This window comes from Nocardia sp. NPDC059228, from assembly GCF_042754245.1.
Lineage (GTDB): Bacteria > Actinomycetota > Actinomycetes > Mycobacteriales > Mycobacteriaceae > Nocardia.
On the sequence record NZ_JBHZAL010000002.1, the window covers coordinates 229,435 to 251,649 of the forward strand.

Annotated in this window: 20 protein-coding genes; 15 read left to right on the forward strand and 5 right to left on the reverse strand. The window is 68.9% G+C overall.

Going from position 1 to position 22,215, the window contains the following annotated elements:
• Positions 1-281: 281 nt before the first annotated feature.
• Both ACFXKA_RS04945 and ACFXKA_RS04950 read left to right on the forward strand, forming a co-directional pair.
• Positions 282-1,295: a diguanylate cyclase domain-containing protein gene (locus ACFXKA_RS04945; RefSeq protein ID WP_379426131.1), complete on the forward strand. Its 1,014-nt coding sequence runs from the start codon at positions 282-284 to the stop codon at positions 1,293-1,295.
• A 68-nt stretch (positions 1,296-1,363) separates the two neighbouring features.
• Entirely contained in the window at positions 1,364-2,206 is an 843-nt protein-coding gene (locus ACFXKA_RS04950) for a DUF1542 domain-containing protein (RefSeq protein ID WP_379426132.1), read from the forward strand.
• Between the two features lie 16 nt (positions 2,207-2,222).
• Here the strand turns inward: ACFXKA_RS04950 and ACFXKA_RS04955 are convergent, their stop codons facing one another.
• On the reverse strand, positions 2,223-3,125 hold the full coding sequence (locus ACFXKA_RS04955; protein ID WP_354834731.1) for an alpha/beta hydrolase: 903 nt from the start codon (positions 3,123-3,125) through the stop codon (positions 2,223-2,225).
• Between the two features lie 114 nt (positions 3,126-3,239).
• Between ACFXKA_RS04955 and ACFXKA_RS04960 the strand changes: the two genes are divergently transcribed.
• Positions 3,240-3,833, forward strand: a complete 594-nt coding sequence (locus tag ACFXKA_RS04960) for a TetR/AcrR family transcriptional regulator (protein ID WP_379426134.1) — start codon at positions 3,240-3,242, stop codon at positions 3,831-3,833.
• A 397-nt stretch (positions 3,834-4,230) separates the two neighbouring features.
• On the forward strand, positions 4,231-5,250 hold the full coding sequence (locus ACFXKA_RS04965) for a zinc-dependent alcohol dehydrogenase family protein (protein WP_379426135.1): 1,020 nt from the start codon (positions 4,231-4,233) through the stop codon (positions 5,248-5,250).
• A 1-nt stretch (position 5,251) separates the two neighbouring features.
• On the opposite strand, the gene ACFXKA_RS04970 is transcribed toward ACFXKA_RS04965, so the two are convergent.
• Positions 5,252-5,731, reverse strand: coding sequence for a hypothetical protein (locus ACFXKA_RS04970; RefSeq protein WP_379426137.1), 480 nt, complete (start codon positions 5,729-5,731; stop codon positions 5,252-5,254).
• Positions 5,732-6,063: 332 nt separating this feature from the next.
• Here ACFXKA_RS04970 and ACFXKA_RS04975 point away from each other — a divergent pair, with 332 nt between their 5' ends.
• Positions 6,064-7,275, forward strand: a complete 1,212-nt coding sequence (locus ACFXKA_RS04975) for a GAF domain-containing protein (RefSeq protein ID WP_379426138.1) — start codon at positions 6,064-6,066, stop codon at positions 7,273-7,275.
• A 27-nt stretch (positions 7,276-7,302) separates the two neighbouring features.
• On the opposite strand, the gene ACFXKA_RS04980 is transcribed toward ACFXKA_RS04975, so the two are convergent.
• Positions 7,303-8,070, reverse strand: a complete 768-nt coding sequence (locus ACFXKA_RS04980) for a hypothetical protein (protein WP_354834746.1) — start codon at positions 8,068-8,070, stop codon at positions 7,303-7,305.
• Positions 8,071-8,280: 210 nt separating this feature from the next.
• On the opposite strand from ACFXKA_RS04980, the gene ACFXKA_RS04985 reads away from it, so the two are divergent.
• The 5 genes from ACFXKA_RS04985 to ACFXKA_RS05005 all read left to right on the forward strand — a co-directional run bounded on the left by ACFXKA_RS04985 (position 8,281) and on the right by ACFXKA_RS05005 (position 12,437).
• Positions 8,281-8,760, forward strand: a complete 480-nt coding sequence (locus ACFXKA_RS04985) for an NUDIX domain-containing protein (RefSeq protein ID WP_354834749.1) — start codon at positions 8,281-8,283, stop codon at positions 8,758-8,760.
• A 124-nt stretch (positions 8,761-8,884) separates the two neighbouring features.
• Entirely contained in the window at positions 8,885-10,075 is a 1,191-nt protein-coding gene (locus ACFXKA_RS04990; protein WP_379426139.1) for a cytochrome P450, read from the forward strand.
• A 15-nt stretch (positions 10,076-10,090) separates the two neighbouring features.
• The gene (locus tag ACFXKA_RS04995) at positions 10,091-10,285 is read left to right on the forward strand and encodes a ferredoxin (protein ID WP_379426140.1); all 195 of its coding nucleotides are present in this window, start codon (positions 10,091-10,093) and stop codon (positions 10,283-10,285) included.
• Between the two features lie 308 nt (positions 10,286-10,593).
• Entirely contained in the window at positions 10,594-11,766 is a 1,173-nt protein-coding gene (locus ACFXKA_RS05000; protein ID WP_379426361.1) for a sensor histidine kinase, read from the forward strand.
• The gene (locus tag ACFXKA_RS05005; protein WP_379426142.1) at positions 11,763-12,437 is read left to right on the forward strand and encodes a response regulator; all 675 of its coding nucleotides are present in this window, start codon (positions 11,763-11,765) and stop codon (positions 12,435-12,437) included. Before ACFXKA_RS05000 ends, ACFXKA_RS05005 begins: the two co-directional genes overlap by 4 nt.
• A 9-nt stretch (positions 12,438-12,446) precedes the next feature.
• On the opposite strand, the gene ACFXKA_RS05010 is transcribed toward ACFXKA_RS05005, so the two are convergent.
• The gene (locus ACFXKA_RS05010; protein ID WP_379426144.1) at positions 12,447-15,026 is read right to left on the reverse strand and encodes a polynucleotide kinase-phosphatase; all 2,580 of its coding nucleotides are present in this window, start codon (positions 15,024-15,026) and stop codon (positions 12,447-12,449) included.
• Positions 15,026-16,735: a 3' terminal RNA ribose 2'-O-methyltransferase Hen1 gene (locus ACFXKA_RS05015; protein ID WP_379426145.1), complete on the reverse strand. Its 1,710-nt coding sequence runs from the start codon at positions 16,733-16,735 to the stop codon at positions 15,026-15,028. Before ACFXKA_RS05015 ends, ACFXKA_RS05010 begins: the two co-directional genes overlap by 1 nt.
• A 254-nt stretch (positions 16,736-16,989) precedes the next feature.
• On the opposite strand from ACFXKA_RS05015, the gene ACFXKA_RS05020 reads away from it, so the two are divergent.
• The 5 genes from ACFXKA_RS05020 (at position 16,990) to ACFXKA_RS05040 (ending at position 22,025) form a co-directional block, all read left to right on the forward strand.
• Positions 16,990-18,228 (forward strand): hypothetical protein, encoded by a 1,239-nt coding sequence (locus ACFXKA_RS05020; RefSeq protein ID WP_379426147.1) that lies wholly within the window; start codon positions 16,990-16,992, stop codon positions 18,226-18,228.
• Positions 18,229-18,354: 126 nt separating this feature from the next.
• Positions 18,355-18,924, forward strand: coding sequence for an FKBP-type peptidyl-prolyl cis-trans isomerase (locus ACFXKA_RS05025; RefSeq protein ID WP_354834770.1), 570 nt, complete (start codon positions 18,355-18,357; stop codon positions 18,922-18,924).
• Between the two features lie 164 nt (positions 18,925-19,088).
• Entirely contained in the window at positions 19,089-20,492 is a 1,404-nt protein-coding gene (gene tig, locus ACFXKA_RS05030; RefSeq protein ID WP_379426148.1) for a trigger factor, read from the forward strand.
• A 230-nt stretch (positions 20,493-20,722) separates the two neighbouring features.
• The gene (locus ACFXKA_RS05035; protein ID WP_379426150.1) at positions 20,723-21,313 is read left to right on the forward strand and encodes an ATP-dependent Clp protease proteolytic subunit; all 591 of its coding nucleotides are present in this window, start codon (positions 20,723-20,725) and stop codon (positions 21,311-21,313) included.
• Between the two features lie 37 nt (positions 21,314-21,350).
• Positions 21,351-22,025, forward strand: coding sequence for an ATP-dependent Clp protease proteolytic subunit (locus ACFXKA_RS05040; RefSeq protein ID WP_354834779.1), 675 nt, complete (start codon positions 21,351-21,353; stop codon positions 22,023-22,025).
• Positions 22,026-22,215 lie beyond the last annotated feature (190 nt).

A 22,215-nucleotide genomic window follows, 5' to 3' on the forward strand; every position in this document is an offset into this window, starting at 1 on the left:
CGAGTCGCCGGAAACCCGCCGAAATTGGGTGTAACACCGGGGCCTCACCAGCGATGAGACATCCGATCGCCATTCGCGAGGCAGCGGGAACCTGTTCTGAATCAGGGGTTTTCGATGTCGGGTGGCTTGCTAGGATCCTTTTTGTCCGGACGGGGGTATCTGGAAAGGGGGCGGTGAGCATGCACCACTGGTGTGGCCGACCGCGTAGTAGTGAGTTCGATCCGAAGGGCGTGACCGGCGCGGCGGCCGGTCCTGGCATCTCGTGCATCGGGTGAGCGCGCATGTCCATCCGTCTCGACACCCGAACCTCCGCCATCGTGGCGGCAACCATCCGCGAATGGGTGCGGGCAGTGCATCCCGGCGCGAGCAGTTCCGCGCTGGGCCAGGCGCCCGCGGTTCCCTCCGATGAACTCGAGCGCATCTTCGGCCGGATCATCGACGATCTGCTGGAATTGGCCGGGTCCGAACCGTTTCCGGTGCAGGCCGCCCGCCGCATCGGCCGCAGTCTGGCCGAATCGCCGTTCGACCGCACCCGCATGCTCGCCCCCGCCAGCCGCGCGCTGCTGGGGCTCTCGCCGGGCCAGCGCGGTTCGCTGATCGCCACCCGCTGGTCGTTCATCGCCAGCCAGGCCATCGACGCCTACGCCGAGGCGCTGCAGCAGCGTGCCCTGGCCCAGCAGGAACGCAGTCTCTCGGAGGCGGTGTCGGTGCGGGTGCAGGAGATCGCGGCACTGCAGACCCGGCTGCGGCACGAGGCCACGCACGACGCTCTCACCGATCTGGCCAATCGCTCACTGCTGCAGGAGCGGGTCCGGGTGATGTCCACCGATCCGGCGCGCGGGGTGGGGCTGCTGCTCATCGATCTGGACGACTTCAAGGTGATCAACGACACCTACGGCCACACCGTCGGCGACGAGGTACTGGTCACCATTGCCCAGCGGCTGCGCTCGACCTGCCCGCCCGACACCGTGATCTCGCGCTACGGCGGCGACGAATTCGTGGTCGCGCTGCCGTCCCGCCGCAATACCCTGGGCGAGCTCGCCATGCGGGTGCTGGCCGCACTGTGCGAACCGGTGCCCACGGCGGCCGGTCCGGTCCCGGCGTCGGCGAGTGTGGGCACGGCGTTCTGTCCGCCCGGACGGGAGTGCGACTTCTCCGATCTGCTGCGCAGCGCCGACCGGGCCATGTATTCGGCGAAAACGGCGGGCAAACGTCAGTTCGCGGTGTCGGAGCTAGACGAAGAGGAGGTTGATCCAGGTCGCCGTAACTCGCGTTTTGCCGCGGTGGCTGGATAATTCGAGGTTCAGGGAAGCTCACAGCGAGTAGCAACAGTTCGGCGAATTCTGCCGCGTAGGCTGGTCGCGTGGCTACGGTCGTCGTTCTGCTCATTGTCATGGTGGTTGTCCTGCTTGCTGTGGTGGCGGTCAACCGCGCGCAGCAATCGCGTTCCAACACTCAGCTCGACGATGCCAAGGCCGATGCGCGCCGGGTGATCGAGCGCCTCGGCGGGCAGGTCTACAACCTGGTCGGCACCGACGACGCGTCGAAGCAGGCCCTCGCCGATGCGGGGGAGCGGTTCAATGCCGCGGGCTCGCAGATCGAGCAGGCCACCACGCCCGCGCAGGCCAGGCTCGCGAAAGAGACGGCGCTCGAAGGGCTTTACTACGTGGGGGCCGCGCGGACGGCCATGGGCATGGACCCCGGTCCGGCCGTTCCGGAGCTCGACGGTCAGCGCAGTGCCGGCCGGGTCACCGAGGACCGCGCGATCGAATACGACGGGCGGCGCATCGAGGCCTCGCCCACGCCGTCGGCCGCCACTCCGAACTATTACCCGGGCGGTCGCGTCGCTGGCCGTCCCGTTCCCGCCGGTTGGTACTCCGAGCCGTGGTGGAAGACCGCCCTGGTCGCCGGTGCCTGGGGTGTCGGCTCGGCGGTGCTGTTCAACGCCCTCTTCAGCGGCATGTCCGGGGTCGGGTACGACTCGGCCGCCTTCGAAAGCGGTTACGGCGACGGCTATCAGGCCGGGCTGGACGCCGCCGACGGCGGATATGCCGACGGCGGCTACGACCAGAACGCCTCGGACGCCGGCTACGACCAGGGCGGCTATGACCAGGCTGGCTACGACCCCGGGGCCGACCTGGGCGGCCAGGACTTCGGCGACTACGGCAATTTCGGCGGCTTCGACGGATTCGACAGCGACTTCTGACGCCTCGGGACCGGAATCAGTGCCGGGTCTCGGCCCGGGTCGCGTCCAGGAAGACGCGGATCGCGCTGGTCAGCTGTTCGGGCTGATCCTCGGGGGAGAAGGTGCGCGAATCGTGGATCCATTCGATGCGGGCGTCGGGGAATTCGGCGGCCAGGCGTTCGGCGTAGCGGTCCGGGAAGAAGCGGTCGCCCGCCGACCAGGCCAGTAGCACCGGCTTCTTGAAATCGGCGAAAGTCTTTGCGGCGGCGAGGGTGTACTGGCTGTCCAGGCCGCCGATGGCACGGCGGACGTCCTCGCGGATGGCCTTGGTGCCGACCGGCAGGGCGTACGAGTCGCTGACCGCGCGGTCGATCGGGCCGCGGGCCAGCCAGCCGTAGGCGATGGGCAGACGGCGAACGGCGCGGATGCGCAGACTCAGGGCCAGCGAGGCGAGCGCCCCCGGAGTGCGGGCGGCCAGGCCGACGTAGTCGAAGAACGGCGGCGGGAAGTTCTCGTAGGCGTCGCAGGAGGTCAGCACCAGGCGGGCGACGAGGTCCGGGCGGGCGGCCACGACCAGCTGGCTCACCGCGCCGCCGGAGTCGTTGCCCACCAGGGTGACCGGGCCGAGGTCCAGTTTCTCGATGGCCTGGATGACCAGCTGGGCCAGGCCGGGGGCGCTCAGGTCGGCGCCGGGCATGGCGGTGGTGTGCGAACCGAAGGGCAGATCGATTGCCACGCAGCGGAATTGGCCGGCCAGCGCGGGAACGACCCGGCGCCACAGGTTGGCATTGACCAGCAGTCCGTGCACGAAGACGACGGGATCGCCGCTGCCGCTGTCGAAGACGTTCAACGTGCCCTGCGGCAGGGTGAGCTCGCGGCGGGCGCCGAGGGCGGGGTCGCGCCAGGCGGCGCGGGATTCGGGGGAGATGGTGTGCGTCATCTGGATGACTCCTCTAGGAGCAGTGACGGTGAAGGTGATTTCAAACTAACAAACAGGCTGCCTGTTTTCAATGATTTCGCGTTACGATCCAGGCACCGAGCCAGAAAGGTGTCGATGATCAGGCAAGCCGAACGGTCCGAGTCGACCCGCGCGAATCTGATGGCCGCCGCGCGCGAGCTCTTCGCCGAGCGCGGCTACGCGGCGGTCAGCACCCCCGAGATCGTGGAGCGCGCCGGCAGCTCCCGCGGCGCGCTGTATCACCAGTTCAAGGACAAGAAGGACCTGTTCCGGGCCGTCTACGAGCAGGTGCAGCAGGAGATCCTCCAGCAGGTCGCCGAGACCATGGCCGAGGCCCCGCCGACGGACCCCATGGCCGTTCTCGAAGCCGGGCTGCACAACTTCCTGCTCTCCTGCGTCGACCCCGAACGCGTCCGTATCACCCTCATCGACGCGCCGTCGGTGCTCGGCTGGCAGGAGTGGCGCGCGGTCGACGAGAAGTACGGCCTGGGCCTGGTCGTCGCGGGCCTCGAATCGGGTATCCAGGCCGGCATCCTGCGCGCCGACCTCGATGTCCGCCCCCTGGCCCTGATGATCCTCTCCGCCCTCGGCGAGGCCGCCATGTTCATCGCCAATGCCGACGATCCCGAAACCGCCCGCGCGCAAACCGAACCCGCGGTGCTGGCCTTGATCAACGGTCTACGGGTCTAGACGCCGAATCTCGCCTGCCCGGCACCGGCGGCGAACACACCGACGCGGCCTTCGATCTCCGCCTGTTCCACTACCTGACCGGCGACAGCTCGGCAAACCCGTACCGGGACATAGTCGGACCGTCCGTCTCCACGATCGCGGGCCGCCGCGTGGTCGACGGCGGTCACGCCATCGGCAGCATCAGACTCGGCTTCGCCCAGACGATCCTGCAATCCGCCTGAGCCGATCCGCCGCTTCGAGGGAGACGGACCCAACAAGCCCTGCGTGGCAGCATTGGAGGGTAGTAGGGCTGGGATTGAGCCGCGCTGTTTCGAATCTTCGCCGTCTCAGGGCGGGGCGACGATATGCACGTCGAACCGCTGTAGGACCTGGATCCGACCGGAGGAGGGTCAGGAAGATGAGAACCATGCAGTCTGTTGTCGCCGACACGGTGGGCGAGCCGTCCGAGGTTCTGCGCCTGCGGACCCGCCCCGTTCCGGAGCCTGGTCCCGGCGAGGTCCGGATCCGGGTGGCGGCCGCACCCGTTCATGCCAGCGACCTGCATACCGTCCGCGGCAGATACGGATTCGCGCCGGAATTCCCCACCGTGCCCGGAATCGAATCCGTTGGTGTGATCGACGAACTCGGTAGTGGCACAGACGGTCTGACCGTCGGGCAACGCGTCATTACGGTCGGGGTCAGGGGAACGTGGCAGGAGTACGTCGTTGCCGATGCCGAGCGGGTCCTGCCTGTTCCCGTCGGCATGAGCGATTCCACGGCCGCCCAGATTCTCAGCAATCCGCTCACCGCCGTGATCCTGACCGGTGATGAACTCGATGTTCGACCGGGTGAATGGCTCTTGCAGACGGCGGCCGGTTCAACCGTGGGTCAGTCGGTCATCCAGCTCGGCGTGCACGTCGGCTTCAAGACTCTCAATGTGGTCCGCCGCCGATCCGCGGTCGAGGACATCCTCGCGCTGGGCGGCACCGCGGTGATCTGTACGGAGGACGAGGACCTGCGCGAACGGGTGGCCGACATAGCGGGCCACGACGGCGTGTCCAAGGCGATCGACTGTGTCAGCGGTCAGGTGGGTGCGGACGTGTCACGTGCGCTGGCACCGCACGGTGAGCTGGTCGTCTTCGGTGCGCTGTCCACGCACCGCCAAACCGATCCCGACAAACTCACCATCCCCGTCTTTGCGCGCTCGCTGATCTACGAAACCAAGACCGTCCGGGGGTTCTGGCTGTTCCGCTGGTTCACCGAGACCCCGAAGGATCGGATGGCCGCAACGATCGACCGGACACTTCAGCTCGCCGGCAGCGGCGCGTTGCGGGTGCCGGAGGGCCGGCCGATTCTCGTCGAAAAGTTCAGCGAAGCTGTCTATCTGGCCGAAGCTCCCGCACACGGGGGCAAACCGCTGCTGGTGTTCGAACGGTAGTTCACCTTCCTGGCGTCTGCGTGTTCTTTCCACTCCCGCCACCGCTGCGAGTTTCGATGGCCTCGATGGTCTTCTCGAACGGCTTTCCCAGGACGCGGGTGCCGAAGAGTCCGAGCACCATCGCGAGCAGCCGTCCCCTGAGGTTCTTGCCGTCGCGGACCACGACGGCGTCCACGTCGGTCATGCCCGTGGGCAGCTGCGTGAGGGTGTAGGTGTGGCCCGATGCGCCACCCCACAGGTTGGAGTCGGTGGTCGTCATCACCACGTGATGGGGGTCGCTCCAGTCGTAGTGCAGGCGTTCCCAGATGCCGCTCGAGCCCTCCGTCACATCAGCGTCATGGGGGCCTTCGTGATGCACCTCGAGGTAGCTGTCCGCACTGTTGCCGAAGAGTTCGTGCCGGCCCGGCCCGAAGTCGGTGAGGCCGGCCAGGAACTGCTCAGGCGTCGCGGTGGTCGTCTTGTGGAGATGGATCGTGGTCATGGCGCACGCCTTCCTTGACACTCGAATGATCCGCTCCGGTTCTGAAGACCGGGGTCGGTGACCCACATCCAGAACACCACTCGTTCGAGCGCCACGGAAGAGGTCCGCTCGACCTGATCTCGGGCGTCCACCATCACCCGGTGATGACGACTGTCCCCCCGGGTGGCTGCAGGGCGATCGCGGGAAGCTCGGATAAGCCTGTGCCGCAGTCGCTCCCAAGGTGACTGCGGCTTTGTGCCCTCGGTCCGAAAGGTCTGATTTCATGGTTCTTCTCGGCGACACCCGGCCCGACAGACGAATGTCCTCAGGTTGCCGATGGGTAGCCTGTGCCAATGTCCGATGAGCTGTGGGGTGTCGTACCGGACGAGCTGCGTGAACTTTCGGCCTCGCGAGAACGGCTACACGATCTGGTCGAGGCGGTGTACACGGTGGTCTCGGACCTGAATGTGGATCTGGTGCTGCGGCAGCTGGTGACCGCGGCGGTCCGGCTGGTCGGTGCCCAGTACGGCGCACTGGGTTTGCTCGAACCCGAGAACGGGAGCGGTGAACGGCAGCTGGTGCAGTTCGTCCCGGTCGGTATGGACGAGGAGACGATTCGCCGGATCGGGCACTGGCCGCACGGCCGGGGCGTGCTCGGCGCGGTGTTGTCCGGGGAGCATCCGGTCCGGCTGGCCGACCTCACCAAGAGTCCCGCCTTCGAGGGCTGGCCCGACGGGCATCCGCCCATGCGCAGCTTCCTCGGGGTGCCGCTGCGCTATCGCGGCACGGTCCTGGGCGACCTGTACCTGACGAACAAGCGCGGCGGCGCGTTCAGCGACGAGGACGAACGGATCATCGAGGCGCTGGCCGTCATCGCGGCCGTGAAGATCGTCAATGTGCGCATGTACGACCAGGTGCAGCACGACACCGAACGCCGCCGGCAGGACTCGGCCACGATCGCCGTCCTCGAGGAGCGCGATCGCATCGCCCGGGATCTGCACGACTCCGTGATCCAGCGCATCTGCGCCGCGGGCCAAGCCCTGCAGAGCGCGCTCCGGATGAACCCGGCGCCCGAGATCGGGGAGCGGCTCGCCCGCGTGGTGGCCGACCTGGACGACACTCTCCAGGACGTCCGCGCCACCCTCTTCGCGCTGCCTCCGACCACCGGCGGGCAGGGTGGATTGCGCAGCGAGATCACCGAATTGGTGTCCACCGCCGTCCGTCACCTCGGTTGCACACCGAGCCTGCGGCAGGACGGTCCCCTCGACACCCGGGTACCGCCGGAGACCGGGCGGCAGGCGCTGGCCGTACTGCGTGAGTCACTGTCGAATGTGGCGCGCCACGCCGAGGCCACCCGCATCGACGTGGACGTCACCGCGGCCCGGGGGGAACTGCGAATCTCGGTGGCGGACAACGGTATCGGCGTGGGCGACGCGCCCCGGCGGGGCGGGCTGCGCAAGATCGCCGAACGTGCCACCGATCTCGCCGGCGCGCTCGAACTCGGGCCGGGTCTGGACGGGTACGGCACCACGCTGGTCTGGAGGGTACCGATTCCGCAGGTCTGAGCCGGCGGCCGCTTCCGGCCGGTTGCGTCAGTTGGTCGGTTGCGCAGGCTGTTCCGCGGGCTGCGCAACCGCCGCCGGAGCCTTGGTCTTGTCCGCCCACTTGGTGGTGCCGTCGGCGGCCTGCAGGGTGGACAGCAGATCGATGCCCGAGGCGATGAGGGTCGGGCCGCCGACGACGATGGTGCCGATGATGCCGCCCGCCGCGGCGCCGGTGGTCAGGCCCGGGAGACAGCCCGCCACCAGGGTGACGACGCAGCCGATGGTCGCGCCGATGGCGGTGCCGACGAAGGTGCCGATGGTGGTGGCCAGGCTGAACTGGGTGGTGAAGCTGCTCAGCGCGCGGTCGTTCTCCATTTGCGAGGCAACCGGTTTCACGACCAGCGGCTGCGACACCGATACCCCGGCCGGTTTGTCGGGAGTGAGGGCCAGCACGGTGCCGTCCTTCTGCACCTCGGACTTGACCGGAATATCGATGGGTCCCAGATGGAATTTCAGCGGCAGGGTGAGCAGCACCTTGCCGTCGGCGTCCTTCACGTTCACCACGTCGGCGGGCTTGGCCGCCGGGTCCGAATCGGGGGCCGCCGGCGCCGCATCCTCGGCCGCCTGCGACAACTCGAAGGTGCCGCCCTTGAGCGTGGTGATGACGGTCTTGTCCACCAACTTGGCCGAGTACACCAGCCCGGGGGCGGCGGGCTCGGCGTTCGCCGGGCCGGTTGCCACCGACAGTGCGGTGGCCTGGGTCACGAGTGCGCCGATCACCAGGGTGGCAGTCGCGCAGGTGTTGCGGAACTCCATGCGGTATCCAATCCGTCAACGGGTGTGGGCCGTCCGAACCCGGAGCTTAATGGAATTCGATGGTGCCGAACAGGTTTCGGGCGCAAGACACCGCGCGGGAAATATTCGTCCGTTATCGGGAAAATATCCTTAACGTCCGGATTGCCGCAGTGTCGCTCACAGTAGCGCCCGCGGTATGCGCCCGCGCGCCGATTCGGCAAACTCCTTGCCATGAGCCTCAGATTCAGCGCCGGAGTCCTGCTGTTCCGCCGCACCACCGGCCTCGAAGTGCTGATCGGGCACCTGGGCGGACCGTTGTGGGCGAAGAAGGACGCCGCCGCCTGGTCCATTCCCAAGGGCGAGTACGAGCCCACCGAGGAGCAGCCCCGCGACGCCGCCCGCCGCGAATTCGGCGAAGAACTCGGCCTGCCCGTGCCCGATGGCGAATGGATTCCGCTGGGCGACGTCCAGTACGGCAGCGGAAGCAGCAAGAAGCAGGTCACGGTGTGGGCCGTCGAGGGCGACCTGGATCCGGAACAGGTGGTGCCGGGCACGTTCGAAATGGAGTGGCCGCCACGATCCGGGCGAATCGCCGAATTCCCCGAAATCGACCGGGCCGCCTGGTTCGACCTGGACACCGCCCACGAGAAGCTCGGCAAGGGCCAGCGCCCCTACCTCGACCGCCTACGCGAGCACCTCGCCGGCGCGTAGCCGGGCATACCGCGTTCGCGGTATGCCGAAAAGTCCACGTCCGGACGACGACGGCCACCCGGTCCCGGCGGCAGGGTGGTTGTTACCGCGCACAGCGGATCGCCACCGTTCGGAAAGGACGTCGATGACCCATACACAGCTCGCCGGGAGCCAGCCCGTGGTCCGGTCCTGTCCGTTCAGCCCGCCCGCGGAATACCGGGAACTGCGCGAGCAGGATCCGGTCGCGCACGTCACCCTGCCGGACGGCATCGACGGCTGGTTGATCACGCGATACGCCGACGTGCGGGCCGTGCTGTCCGACCCGCGTTTCAGCTCGCGGCGGCGCGGTGTCACCGGCAATCACCGTGGCTCGCAAGAGATTCCGCCGCCTCCGCCGGGCTGGTTCATCTTCATGGACGCGCCGGAGCACAGCCGCCTGCGCAAGATGCTCACCGGCCGGTTCACCGTGCGGCGCATGCGCGAGCTGGCCCCGGCGGTGGAGCGGATCGTCGCCGATCACCTGGACGCCATGGCGGCGGCCACCGGTCCGGTCGACCTCGTGCAGGACTTCGCGCTGCCGATTCCCTCGCTGGTCATCTGCGAGCTGCTCGGGGTGCCGTACGCCGATCGTGCGGAGTTCCAGCACAATTCGGCCACGCTGCTGCGGCTCGGCGCACCCGCCGAGGAGGTGGCGCAGGCCCAGCTGGAACTGAACCAGCTGATCCACCGCCTCGCCGTCCAGAAGCGGACCGAGCCCGGCGACGACATCCTCAGCGCCCTGGTCCGGGACGGGGACCTCACCGATGAGGAGCTGGCGGGCATCGGCGTGCTGCTGCTGGTCGCCGGGCACGAGACCACGGCCAACATGATCGCCCTGAGCACCCTGTGCCTGCTGCGCGACCCCGCCCAGCTGGCCCTGCTGCGCGCCGAGCCCGAGCATGCCGACGCCGTGGTGGAGGAGCTGCTGCGCTTCCTGAGTGTCATCCAATTCGGGATCCGCAGAACGGCTTTGGCGGATGTCGAGGTGGGCGGTCAGCTGATCCCGGCGGGCGGCACGGTGGTCGCGCACCTGCCGGCGGCCAACCGCGACCCCGAGCTGTTCCCCGACGATCCGGAAAACCTGGACCTGCTGCGCCCCCACCGGCCGCACGTGGCGTTCGGCTTCGGTATCCATCAGTGCATCGGCCAGCAGCTGGCCCGGCTGGAGCTGCGCATCGCGCTGACCGCCCTGTTCGAACGCTTCCCGGAGCTACGGCTCGCGGTGCCGCTGGAGGCAGTTCCGATGCGCGACGAGATGGTCGTCTACGGCGTCCACGAGCTGCCGGTGACCTGGTAGGAGAGGGGATATGCCATGAAGATCCACATCGACGAGAACAGATGCTGCGGCGGCGGTCAATGCGTGCTGGCCGCACCGGAGGTGTTCGGCCAGCGCGACGAGGACGGCACTGTCCTCCTGCTCGATCCCCGCCCGGCCGAGGAGCTGCTGCCGCGGGTGCTCGATGCCGCCGCGCGCTGCCCGGCCGTGGCCATCCGGGTGGAGCAGTAGTGCCCGGCTCCCGCAATCTGCTCGCCGAACCGGGACGGGAAACACCCTATGCACCAACCCCATACGGCTGGACCGACCACTACGACAGCAAGATCCAGATCCACGGCTGGTGTCTCGCCGGCGCCCAGACCGAGATCGTCGCGGGAGACCCCGCGAAGGCAAGTTCGTCGCGCTCTACCGCATCGGCGACCGGGTCGTCGGGGCGGTGGGCTGGAACAGCGCTCGCACCCTGCGGGAATACCGTGGCCACGTCACCGCGCCGGGTCACGCCGATGCGTGCGGCGGGTAGGTACCTTGACGACGTGCGGATGATCGCCCGGCTGCGGTGCTGGCTGCGAGTCCGGCCGTGGGCGGCCGACCTCGCGGTCGCGATCGGATGCTTCCTGGTCGCCACCCCGGTGGCCGCGAGCATGGCCTATCTGCGGCACAGCCCGATGGACCGGGCGGTCAGCGGGCTCGCGCTCACCTGTGTGCCGCTGCTGGTCCGCAGCCGGTGGCCGATCCCGGTGGTCGCCGCCACCGTGCTCGTGGAAGTCACTCGCTACCTGGTGATTCCGTACTCCACTCCGCCGCCCGCGGCCACCGCGGTCGCGCTCTTCACGGTGGCGAACCGGATGGATCGGCGCACCGCCTGGCTGGCCGGCGTGTGTGCCGCGGTGCCGCTGGTGGCGGCCATACTCATTTCGCAGCCGAGTCCGGCGGATCTGCCCCAGGCGCTGTCCCAGATCGCCTGGACCCTGCTCGGCGTCGCCGCGGGTGATGCGGTGCGCAGCCATCGGAAGCTGCTGGTGGTGGCCCTCGAACGGGCCGAAACCGCCGAACGTGACCGGGAGGCGGAGGCCGCCCGCCGGGTCGCCGGGGAACGCCTGCGGATCGCTCAGGAGCTGCACGACGTGATCGCCCACCACATCACGCTGGTGAACGCGCAGGCCAGTGTCGCGCACCATCTGATGCGCACCGATCCGGACCACGCCTACGAGGCGCTGGAACGCATTCGCGACACCAGCCGGACCGCCCTCGACGATCTCCGCGCGACCGTCGGAGTGCTGCGCGCGGAGGACGATTCGGGGCATCCGCGCGCCCCCTCACCCGGCCTCGGGGAGCTGACCGAGCTGGTGGAGTCCTTCCGGCACGCCGGGCTGGACGTCACCGTCGAGCGTTCCGGAGAGCCGTTCGAGCTGTCCTCGCTGACCGACCTCACCGCCTACCGAATCATTCAGGAGGCGTTGACCAATACCCGCAAGCACGCCGGGGCGCGGACCGCGCGGGTGCGGCTGGACTATCGAGCCGACCGGGTGCGGATCACCGTCGAGGACGACGGCCGCCTGCACGCGAAGACCGGCACCGGCTACGGGATGATCGGCATGCGGGAACGCGTGAAGGCCGTGGGCGGCACGCTCGATGCGGGCCCGGCCCCGCACGGTGGTTTCCGGGTGGACGCCGAACTGCCGCATCGCAACGGCCGAAAGGGCGGGTCATGACGATTCGGGTAGTGCTGGCCGACGACCAGGCGCTCCTGCGCGACACCTTCCGCATGCTCATCGACTCCACCGCGGACATGCGGGTGGTCGGCGAGGCCGCCACCGGCCGCGAAGCGGTCGAACTCGCCCGCACCCACCGGGCCGACGTCGTGCTGATGGACATTCGGATGCCCGAGCTGGACGGCCTGGCCGCGACCCGGCTGATCAGTGCGGACGAGGACCTCGCCGGCGTGAAGGTGCTGGTGCTCACCACCTTCGAGTACGAGGAGCATGTCGTCGAGGCCCTGCACGCCGGGGCGAGCGGATTTCTCGGCAAGGGGATGAACGCCGACGAACTGCTCGCCGCGATCCGTACGGTCGTCGCCGGCGACGCCCTGCTGTCGCCCACCGCGACCAAGGCGCTGATCGGCCGCTTCCTGGCCCAGCCGGACCCGGTGCGCTGGGAGCCGCCGCCCGCACTGGCGGCACTCACCCCGCGCGAACGCGAGGTGGTCACGCTGGTAGCCCTGGGCCTGTCCAACGACGAGATCGCCGAACGCCTCTTCATCACCGCCCTCACCGCCAAGACCCACGTCAATCGCGCCATGGCCAAACTCGATGCGCGCGACCGGGCCCAGCTCGTCGTCATCGCCTACCGCACCGGTCTGGTGCGCCCCGACACTCCGAGCTGAACCGGTCGGTTACAGCCGAGGGTCGACCGGCTCGGTCTCCAGGGCCAGGATCGCGAACACCGCCTCGTGGACGCGCCACAGCGGCTCCCGGGCCACGAAGCGGTCCAGGGCCTCCAGGCCCAGGGCGTACTCGCGCAGCGCCAGGGAGCGCTTGCCGCCGAGGCCGCGGGAGCGCAGGCGGTGCAGCTGGTCGGGGCGCAGGTACTCCGGGCCGTAGATGATCCGGAGGTATTCCGGGCCACGGCATTTCACGCCCGGCTGCACCGGCCGGCCGCTGCGGGTGCCGGTGCCGGCCACCAGCGAGCCGAGCGGCTTCACCACCATGCCCTCGCCGCCGGTCGCGGTGAGCTCGGTCCACCACGTCGTCGCGGCGGTCTCGGCCTCCGGGGAGGCGAGGTCGACCAGGCGGCGCCCGGTCGGGGTGAAGAACTCCGGGTCGGCGGCGACCAGGCGGTCGATGCGCTCCAGGTGCCAGTTGTGGTCGCGCCCTGCGTAATTCGCGCCGGAGGCGGCCAGCAGCTGGAACGGGGCCAGGCGCACGCCGTCGAGGCCGTCGGTGGGCCAGCAGTAGCGGCCGTAGGTGTCGGTGAAGGCGTCGGCGTCGGCCCGGCGCACCCTGGTCCGCGTGGCGAGATCGCCTGCGTCCAAACCTCGTTCGACCGCGGCCGCCAGCACCTCGGCGGCCCGGCCGAGCGAGGCCCGGGCCGCCGCGCCGACCGCGGCGTACTGGTTGCGCAGCAGCCCCAGCGCCTTGGCCGACCACGGCAGCAGCTCGGCGTCCAGCAGCAGCCAGTCGCTGCCCAGTTCCTCGAACAGCCCGGCGGTTTCGGCCGCCGCCCGCACCCGGGTCAGCAGCGATTCGGTGCGCGCGGGATCGTCGAAGAACGGCCGGCCGGTGCGGGTGTACACCGCGCCGGTGCTGCCGTCCTCGACACCGAACCGGACGCGCGCCGCCTCGGCCGACCGCGAAACCACCACGACCGCGCGCGAACCCATGTGCTTCTCCTCGCACACCACGGTGTCCACGCCCTCGGAGCGGTAGTACTCGAAGGCCTCGGCCGGGTGCTCGAGATAGCCGTCCAGGGTGGAGGTGGCGCACGGCGACATGGTCGGCGGCAGGTACACCAGCCAGCGCGGGTCCACGGCGAAGCGGCTCATCACCTCGAGCGCGGCGCTCGCGGCGTCCTCCTGCACGGTGACCCGGCCGAGGTGGCGGGTCTCCACCACCCGCCGGCCCAGCACGTCGTCCAGGTCGAGTACGCCCGGATCCCGCTGGACCACCGCCTCGCCGGTGGCGAAGGTGGCGGCCGCGAGCGGGCGCACGGGCTCGAACCAGACCTGTTCGGCCGGCACCGACACCGGTTCCCGCTCCGGGTAGCGCAGCGCGGTCAGACGGCCGCCGAACACCGCGCCGGTATCCAGGCACAGGGTGTTGTTCACCCACACCAGTTCGGTCATCGGCGTGTGGCCGTAGAGCACCAGCGCCCGGCCGCGGTAGTCGTTCGCCCACGGATACCGCACCGGCAGCCCGTATTCGTCTGTCTCGCCGGTGGATTCGCCGTACATGGCGAACTCGCGCACCCGGCCCGAGGTACGGCCCTGGTACTCCTCCTTCAGCCCGGCGTGCGCGACCACCAGTTTGCCGCCGTCGAGCACATAGTGGCTGACCAGGCCGCGCATGAATTCCTGTGCGGTCTTGCGGAATTCGGCGTCCTCGGCCTCCAACTGGGCGAGCGACTCGGCCAGGCCGTGCGCCACCGTGACGCGGCGGCCGTCGAGCGCGCGCACCAGCTTGAACTCGTGGTTTCCGGTGACGCACAGGGCGTTTCCCGATCCGGCCATGCCCATCACCAGCCGCAGCACGCCGGGCGTATCAGGCCCGCGATCGACCAGGTCGCCGACGAACACCGCGGTGCGGCCCTCGGGGTGGCGCGCGTCGACCGCCCGTCCCTCCGTGTCCCGGGCGATGGCATAGCCGAGTTCGCCCAGCAGCGTCTCCAGCTCGCTCCGGCAGCCGTGCACATCACCGATCACGTCGAAAGGCCCGGTGAGATCGGTCTTGTCGTTCCACAGACGCTCGTCCGCGATGGTGGCGGCCTCGATCTCCTCGACGCCCCTCAGCACGTGCACCTTACGGAAACCCTCGCGCTCCAGGAACTTCAGCGAACGCCGCAGATCGCGCTGGTGACGCCCCACCACGTGCGGCCCCAGATCCGCGCGATCCACCCGCAGCGCATTGCGCTGCACGCACACCGCTTCCGGCACGTCCAGCACGATCGCCACCGGCAGGACATCGTGCGCCCGCGCCAGCTCCACCAGCGCCTGCCGCGCCTTGGGCTGCACATTGGTGGCGTCGATGACGGTGCGCAGCCCGCGCCGCAGGCGCACGCCCGCCACGTGGTGCAGCAGCTCGAACGCCTCGGCCGTCACCGACTGATCGGCTTCGTCATCGCTCACCAGTCCCCGGTAGGCGTCCGACGACAGCACCGCCGTCGACCGGAAGTGCTTGTGCGCGAACGTGGACTTCCCGGAGCCGCTGCTGCCGATCAGCACGACCAGCGACAGCACCGGAACCGACAGCTCTGCCATCACGCGACCCCTTTCTCGTCGCCGTTCTTTCCGTCCCGTTCGGTGAACACAGCCATCTGCGTCGACGCCCCCACTTCCGCATCCTCGGGCCCGATCGGCTCGAACCGCACGGCATACCCGTACGTCGCACCGACCCGGTGTGCCCAGTCCGCGAATTCTGCCCGGCTCCACTCGAATCGGTGATCCGAATGCCGGAAAGCATCCGCCGCGAGCCCCTCGTAGCGCACGTTGTATTCGCTGTTCGGCGTGGTCACGACGACCGCGCCCGGCGCCGCCGCCCCGAACACCGCCTGCTCCAAGGCCTTCAGTCGCGGCGCATCCACATGCTCGATCACCTCCATGAGCACGGCCGCGTCATAGCCCTGCAGCGAGGCATCGGTATACGTGAGCGCCCCCTGCCGCACGGTCACCCGCCGCGACTGCCACTCCCGTACCCGCCGCAGCCGCCGCGCCGCGATCTTCAACTCGCGCATCGACACATCGATCCCGACGATCTCCGTGAACGCCCGGTCCGCCACCAGCTCCAGCAGCAACGCCCCCTGCCCGCACCCGAGATCGAGCACCCGGCTCGCCCCGGTCGACAACAGCGCCCGATGCACGGCCGCCCGCCGCAATACCGCCAGCGATGGGCCGCGTTCGCCGGCCTCCGCGGAACAGGAAGCCTCCACCCGCGGATCGGTCGCCGGGACCGGATCGCCGGTCCCACCGGAGGCCGGGCCGAGGTCGGCGGCGTGGGCTGATATCACTGCACCCGCTCCGATGGTGGCGGCTCTGCTCGCCGAACCGGGCAGACGCGCGGCGCCCGAATTCTCGCCGGCGAGCGAACTCGTGGCCGTGAGCTCCGTTGCGGCAGAGGAGACTTCGTCGCCAAGGCTCGGTGCGGAGGATGTGCTCTCGACACCGGTCCCCTCGTCGTCGAAATCGTGCTCGATCGCGCCGAGTTCCTCCGGATCGGCGTCGTCCAGCTCGGCGAGGCGGGCGAGCGCGGCGCGGACCAGAGTGTGGCGGCGGGTCAGATAGCGGCGGGTGATCCACTCGCGGTCCGGGTGGGTGGTGAGCCAGCCCTCGCCGAAGCGGAGGAGCTTGTCGATTTCGGCGGTGTCGAGCCAGTAGTGCTTGCTGCCGTCGAGGACGGGCAGCAGGACATAGAGGTGCGACAGCGCGTCGGACAGGCGCTGCGTTCCGGTGAGTTCGAGCCGCAGGTAATGGGAATCGCCCCAGTCCGGGAAGGCCGGATCCAGGGGGAGGGCAGTGGCCACGACGGTCCAGCCCAGGGGCGCGAAGACCCGCTCGGCGTACTCGGCCCCGCCCTTGCAGGGGACGGCCGGGAGTTCGATGCGCAGCGGGAGCGCGGTCTCGGCCAGCTCGGGACGCTGCTTGCAGCGGCCGTGCAAGGCGGTGCCGAACACCGTCGAAATGGCCACGGACACCAGCGAAGACGCAGCGTACGGGCGATCGTTCACATACTGCCCCAGGCTGAATTCGAGGGTGCTCTTGGACTTTCCGCGCACCAGCCGTACCGGATCGATCTCCAGCAGCAGCGCGGCCGTGCACCGGTCGTCGCCCGCCTCCGGGTAGAGCACGTGCGCGATGCCGTAGGACTGCTCGAAAGTCTGCATGCGCGAAGGATTCTTGTGCAGCAGGTACCCCAGATCGGAGGCCGGCCAGTCGGCGCCCTCGGGTCGTGTACAAGAAATCGTCAACAGCATCCTGAGATGCTCCCGTAGGCCGAGAGCGCCCGCAAATACATTTCCGTCTCGACCTGCGCCGATATCAGCGACGGGTGCGGACCCCTCAGTGTAGGGGGCTTGCCGGGCAACACGATCGCGCTCACACTCGAAAACAGGTGTCCGGGGGATGTTTTCGCCGGCGATCCGAGGGGCCGGGGCGAAACGCCGTTCGGGCTCACCGTGATCGGAGAGCTGGGACCCGGGCGGGGAGCTGTGTGACAGGCGGTGGCGGCATGCACCGATTCGATTCGACCCGTCGGCGTGTGCACGCCGCATCGCTCGTGGCGGTCGCGGCACTGGTCAGTGCCTGCGCGATCGCCGGGGCACCACGGGCGGCGACGCCGCAGGTGGGGGCACTGGATCTCGGCGGCTACAGCGGGCGGCCGCTCGTCGCGCCGGGGGCGGCCGGGGAAGCCTATGGGCGGCTGATGGAATCGGTGCGGATGGCGGACGCCGTCATCGCGCCGCGCGCCGTCGATCCGGCCCTGACGCAGACCGCGGCCATTCCGGTACCCACCCCGGAGGACGCCGTCGGAATCCTCGCCGACGCCACCCGCGCCACCCTGGCCGCACACGGCATGCTGGCCGGATTCAGCATCGGCGGCACCGACGATCCGACCGGCATCCCGGAGATCGGCACGGCCCGTTCGGTGCGCCTCACCGTCCTGCGCATGCGGGACAATATGACGGCCATCGACGCGGCCCGCGAGATAGATGGGCGCGACTTCGACGTCAACCACGACAATGTCGTCGTACCCTTCTCCGAATACTTTGCGACACACGGTCATTGGCGCACCTTCGTGCCGACGATGGCGGTCACCCTCGCCCATGGCCCGTTCGTGGTGACGCTGTTCGTCACCCATCCGGCCACGGATCTGGCGGCCCTGAAGCAGCTGGCCGAGGCCACCCTCGACGCCGAACTGCCGAAGCTGGACGCCTTCACGCCGACACCGGCCGAGGAACTGTCCGCGCTCCCGCTGGATCCCGGCGGCATGCTGAGTCGGCTGCTGCCCGCCGACCCGGGGAAATGGCCGTATCCCGAGCTCTTCCACGATGTGCAGCAACCCATCGCCGGTTGGGGCGGACACCGCAGCGCCCGCGGCATCGTCTACGGCCCCGTCCTCGCCGAGCTGTGGGTCAACAGGTCCGGCGCGGACCCGCGCATCCCGGTCGAGAGCATCGCCGTCACGGATTCGGCTCGGCTGCTCCGCTTCCCCGACGCCGTGGCCGCCCGGCACGCGCTGAACCGACTGTCCGAGCCCAGTGCCGGCGTGTCCGTCACGACCCCGCCGGACGGCGTCCCGGACGCGGTCTGCCTGCGGGGTCCCGGCTCGAATCCCGCAGCGCGCGAAGGCGAATACACCTGCCTCGTCCTGGACGGCCGCTACCTGGCGCAGGTCTCCGCCCCGACCGAGCAACTCGTCCACCGCATGGCCGCGGCACAGTACACGCTGCTGGTCACCGATCGCTGAGCCCGCGGATCGCCGATTCGGCATCCGCTCGGCCGCGCCCTCCCCGGCGAACAACGATCCCGGCGTGTAGGTTCGGCGCGGCGTCGCAATCCGTGCGGCAATCCGGACTGACGGACAGGAGCGGGAATGCGCTTGGTGGGCAAGGTCGGTGTGATCGGTGCGGTCGCGGCCGCCACGATGCTGGCCGCGGGATGCGGCAGCAGCAGTGACAACAAGGCGGAGTCGACCACCACGGCCAAGGCCACGCCCAGCGCGGCCGTCGCCACCACGACCCAGAGCAAGGGCCGCGAGTGCACGGCCGACGACATCAAGGTCGACGGCGGCTTCGGGCAGGCTCCCAAGATCACCATCCCGGACGACTGCGACCCGCCCAAGCAGCTCATCGTCAAGGACCTGGTCGCCGGCAGCGGCCCGGGCGCCAAGGCCGGGGATCAGCTGACCATGAACTACACGCTGGTTACATGGTCGGACAAGAAGGTCCTCGACAGTTCCTTCACTCGCGGCGAGCCCTTCGAGCTGCCGCTCGGCGCGGGCAAGGTCATCAAGGGCTGGGACCAGGGCCTGGTCGGCGTCCAGCAGGGCGCGCGCCGGCTGCTCATCGTCCCGCCGGACCTCGGCTACGGCGCGGGCGGCCACGGCATGAAACCGTACGAAACGCTGGTCTTCGTCACCGACGCCGTCAAGGTCGGTAGCTAGACCCCCGAACCTCGGGTACCAGGGCGACCGGTCGACCGACCGGCGTCGCGATGCCCCGTGCAGTGACCGGTTACACGGCCCGTCGGGCCGTCAACTAACCTGGTCGGGATGCGTTCGGGGGGAACCTAGACGTCAACCATGAACTACGAACAAGGAGCATGTCCGTGAAGAGCACCGTCGAGCAGCTGAGCCCGACTCGGGTCCGCATCAATGTCGAGGTGCCCTTCGAGGAGCTGAAGCCGGACTTCGACCGCGCGTACAAGGCTCTCGCGCAGCAGGTCCGGATCCCGGGCTTCCGTCCGGGCAAGGCGCCGGCCAAGCTTCTCGAGGCCCGTATCGGCCGCGGCGCCGTGCTGGAGCAGGTCGTCAACGATGTGCTGCCCAAGCGCTACAGCGAGGCTGTCATCGCCACCGAGGCCAAGGTCATCGGCCAGCCGGAAATCGAGATCACCAAGATCGAAGACGGCGAGGAGCTGGCCTTCACCGCCGAGGTCGACATCCGGCCGGAGATCACCCTGCCGGAGTTCTCCTCCATCGCCGTCTCGGTCGACCCGATCGAGATCACCGATGAGGACATCGACGAGCAGCTGCAGTCGCTGCGTCAGCGCTTCGGCACCCTGAAGTCGGTCGAGCGCGCCATCGAGAACGGCGACTTCGTCTCCATCGACCTGTCCGCCACCGTCGACGGCGAGACCGTCGAAGAGGCCTCCACCACCGGCCTGTCCCACGAGGTCGGCTCCGGCCAACTCATCGAGGGCCTGGACGAAGCCCTGATCGACCTGAAGGAGGGCGAGTCCAAGGACTTCACCTCCACGCTGGTCGCCGGTGAGCACGCCGGCAAGGAATCCGTCATCACCGTGACCGTGCAGTCGGTCAAGGAGCGCGAGCTGCCCGAGGCCGATGACGAGTTCGCCCAGCTGGCAAGCGAATTCGACACCATCGACGAGCTGAAGGAAGACCTGAAGACCCGCGTCGAGCGCGTCAAGAAGGTCCAGCAGGCCGGCGAGATCCGCGACAAGGTGCTCGAGCAGCTGCTCGAGACCGTCGAGATCCCGCTGCCCGAGGGTGTCGTCAAGGCCGAGGTCGACGCCGTCGAGCACGACGCCGTCCACGGCTTCGACCACGACGAGGCCAAGCTGGCCGAGGCCCTCGAGGCCCAGGGCTCCTCCCTCGAGGAGTTCAAGAAGGACACCAAGGAAGCCGCCGAGAAGTCGGTCAAGACCCAGCTGCTGCTGGACGCCGTCGCCGAGGCCGAGAACACCCAGGTCGGCCAGGACGAGCTGTACGAGCGGATCATCTTCCAGGCGCAGCGCTACGGCATGTCGCCCGATCAGTTCATCCAGCAGATCCAGCAGGCCGGTCAGCTGGGCGCGGTCTTCGCCGACGTGCGCCGCGGCAAGGCCCTCGCCGGTGTCGTGGTCCAGGCTGCCGTCACCGACACCGCCGGCAACGTCGTGGACACCGCCGAGATGTTCGGCAACCCGGCCGCGGAGGCCGAGGAGGTTTCCGCCGAGGAGCTCGCCACCGTCGCCGACGCGACCGAGGCCTCCGAGGCCGAGGCCAAGTAACAAATGCCGGCGCCCCGGTGTCCGGGGTCTCGGGTGACACCCCGAGAACCCCGAACGCGGGAACGTGAGGTGTTGACGTAAGTTTGCGCTGTGAGCGAAGCAGGGCGGTACCGGGAGTTCGGTGCCGCCCTGCTTCGTTAGGGTTTGTGTCAGCGAATCAGTAGGGGCTTGTTAACCGAGCCGTTGAGAGAGGGCAGGTATCCGTGACAATTCATCAGGCAGGGGTGCGCATGACATCCGCGACTGCTGGTCTGAACCTCAGTGATTCGGTGTACGAGCGCCTGCTGCGCGAGCGCATCATCTTCCTGGGCACTCAGGTCGACGACGACATCGCCAACAAGCTGTGCGCGCAGATCCTCTTGCTGTCGGCCGAGGACCCGACCAAGGACATCTCGCTCTACATCAACTCCCCGGGCGGTTCGGTGACCGCGGGCATGGCCATCTACGACACCATGCAGTTCGCCGAATGCGACATCCGCACGGTCGGCATGGGCCTGGCCGCCTCCATGGGGCAGTTCCTGCTCGCCGCCGGCACCAAGGGCAAGCGCTACGCGCTGCCGCACGCGCGGATCATGATGCACCAGCCCTCCGCTGGACTGGGTGGTTCGGCCGCTGACATCGCCATCCAGGCCGAGCAGTTCGCCTACACCAAGCGCGAACTCAACGAGCTGCAGGCTCACCACACCGGCAAGTCCATCGAGCAGGTGACCGCCGACGCCGACCGCGACCGCTGGTTCACCGCCGCCGAGGCGCTCGACTACGGGTTCATCGACCACGTGGTCACCCACGCGAGCCAGGCGAACGGCAGCAGCAGCAAATAGTTCCGCAGCCCATCACACAGACTTTGGAGTGACGCGTATGTCCAACATGATCGATCCGCGGGCCGCGGGGATCACCTTCGCCGCCGCCGGCAACCTGCCCCAGTCGCGCTACATCCTGCCGCAGTTCACCGAGCAGACCAGCTTCGGCCAGAAGGTCTCGGACCCGTACAACAAGCTCTTCGAGGAGCGGATCATCTTCCTGGGCAACCAGGTTGACGATGTGTCGGCCAACGACATCATGGCCCAGCTGCTGGTGCTCGAGTCGATGGATCCGGACCGCGACATCACCATGTACATCAACTCGCCCGGTGGTTCCTTCACCGCGCTGATGGCCATCTACGACACCATGCAGTACGTGCGCGCCGACGTCGCCACCGTCTGCCTGGGCCAGGCCGCCTCGGCCGCGGCCGTGCTGCTCGCCGCGGGCGCCCCCGGCAAGCGTGCCGCGCTGCCCAACGCCCGCGTCCTGATCCACCAGCCGTCCACCTCGGGCGGCATCCAGGGCCAGGTCTCCGACCTCGAGATCCAGGCCGCCGAGATCGAGCGCATGCGTCGCCTCATGGAAACCACGCTGGCGCGCCACACCGGCAAGGACGCGGACACCATCCGCAAGGACACCGACCGGGACAAGATCCTGACCGCCGACGAGGCGCAGGAGTACGGGATCGTCGATCAGGTTTTCCAGTACCGCAAGCTCAGCGCCCAGAAGTGAGCTGGGCGGGTGGCGGGGTTCTGTGTGTCCCAGGCCGTCCCCGCCACCCCGGCAGGGGTGAGTCCACGCACATGTCCGGCGAGAAACGTGCCCAAGTTGTCGACCTCGGTCAGCCGAAGCGGGTACGGTCACTCTAGGGACCTTTGCTCGTGGTTGTCGGCTCTGCCTCTGCATCCAACACAGGTGCTTG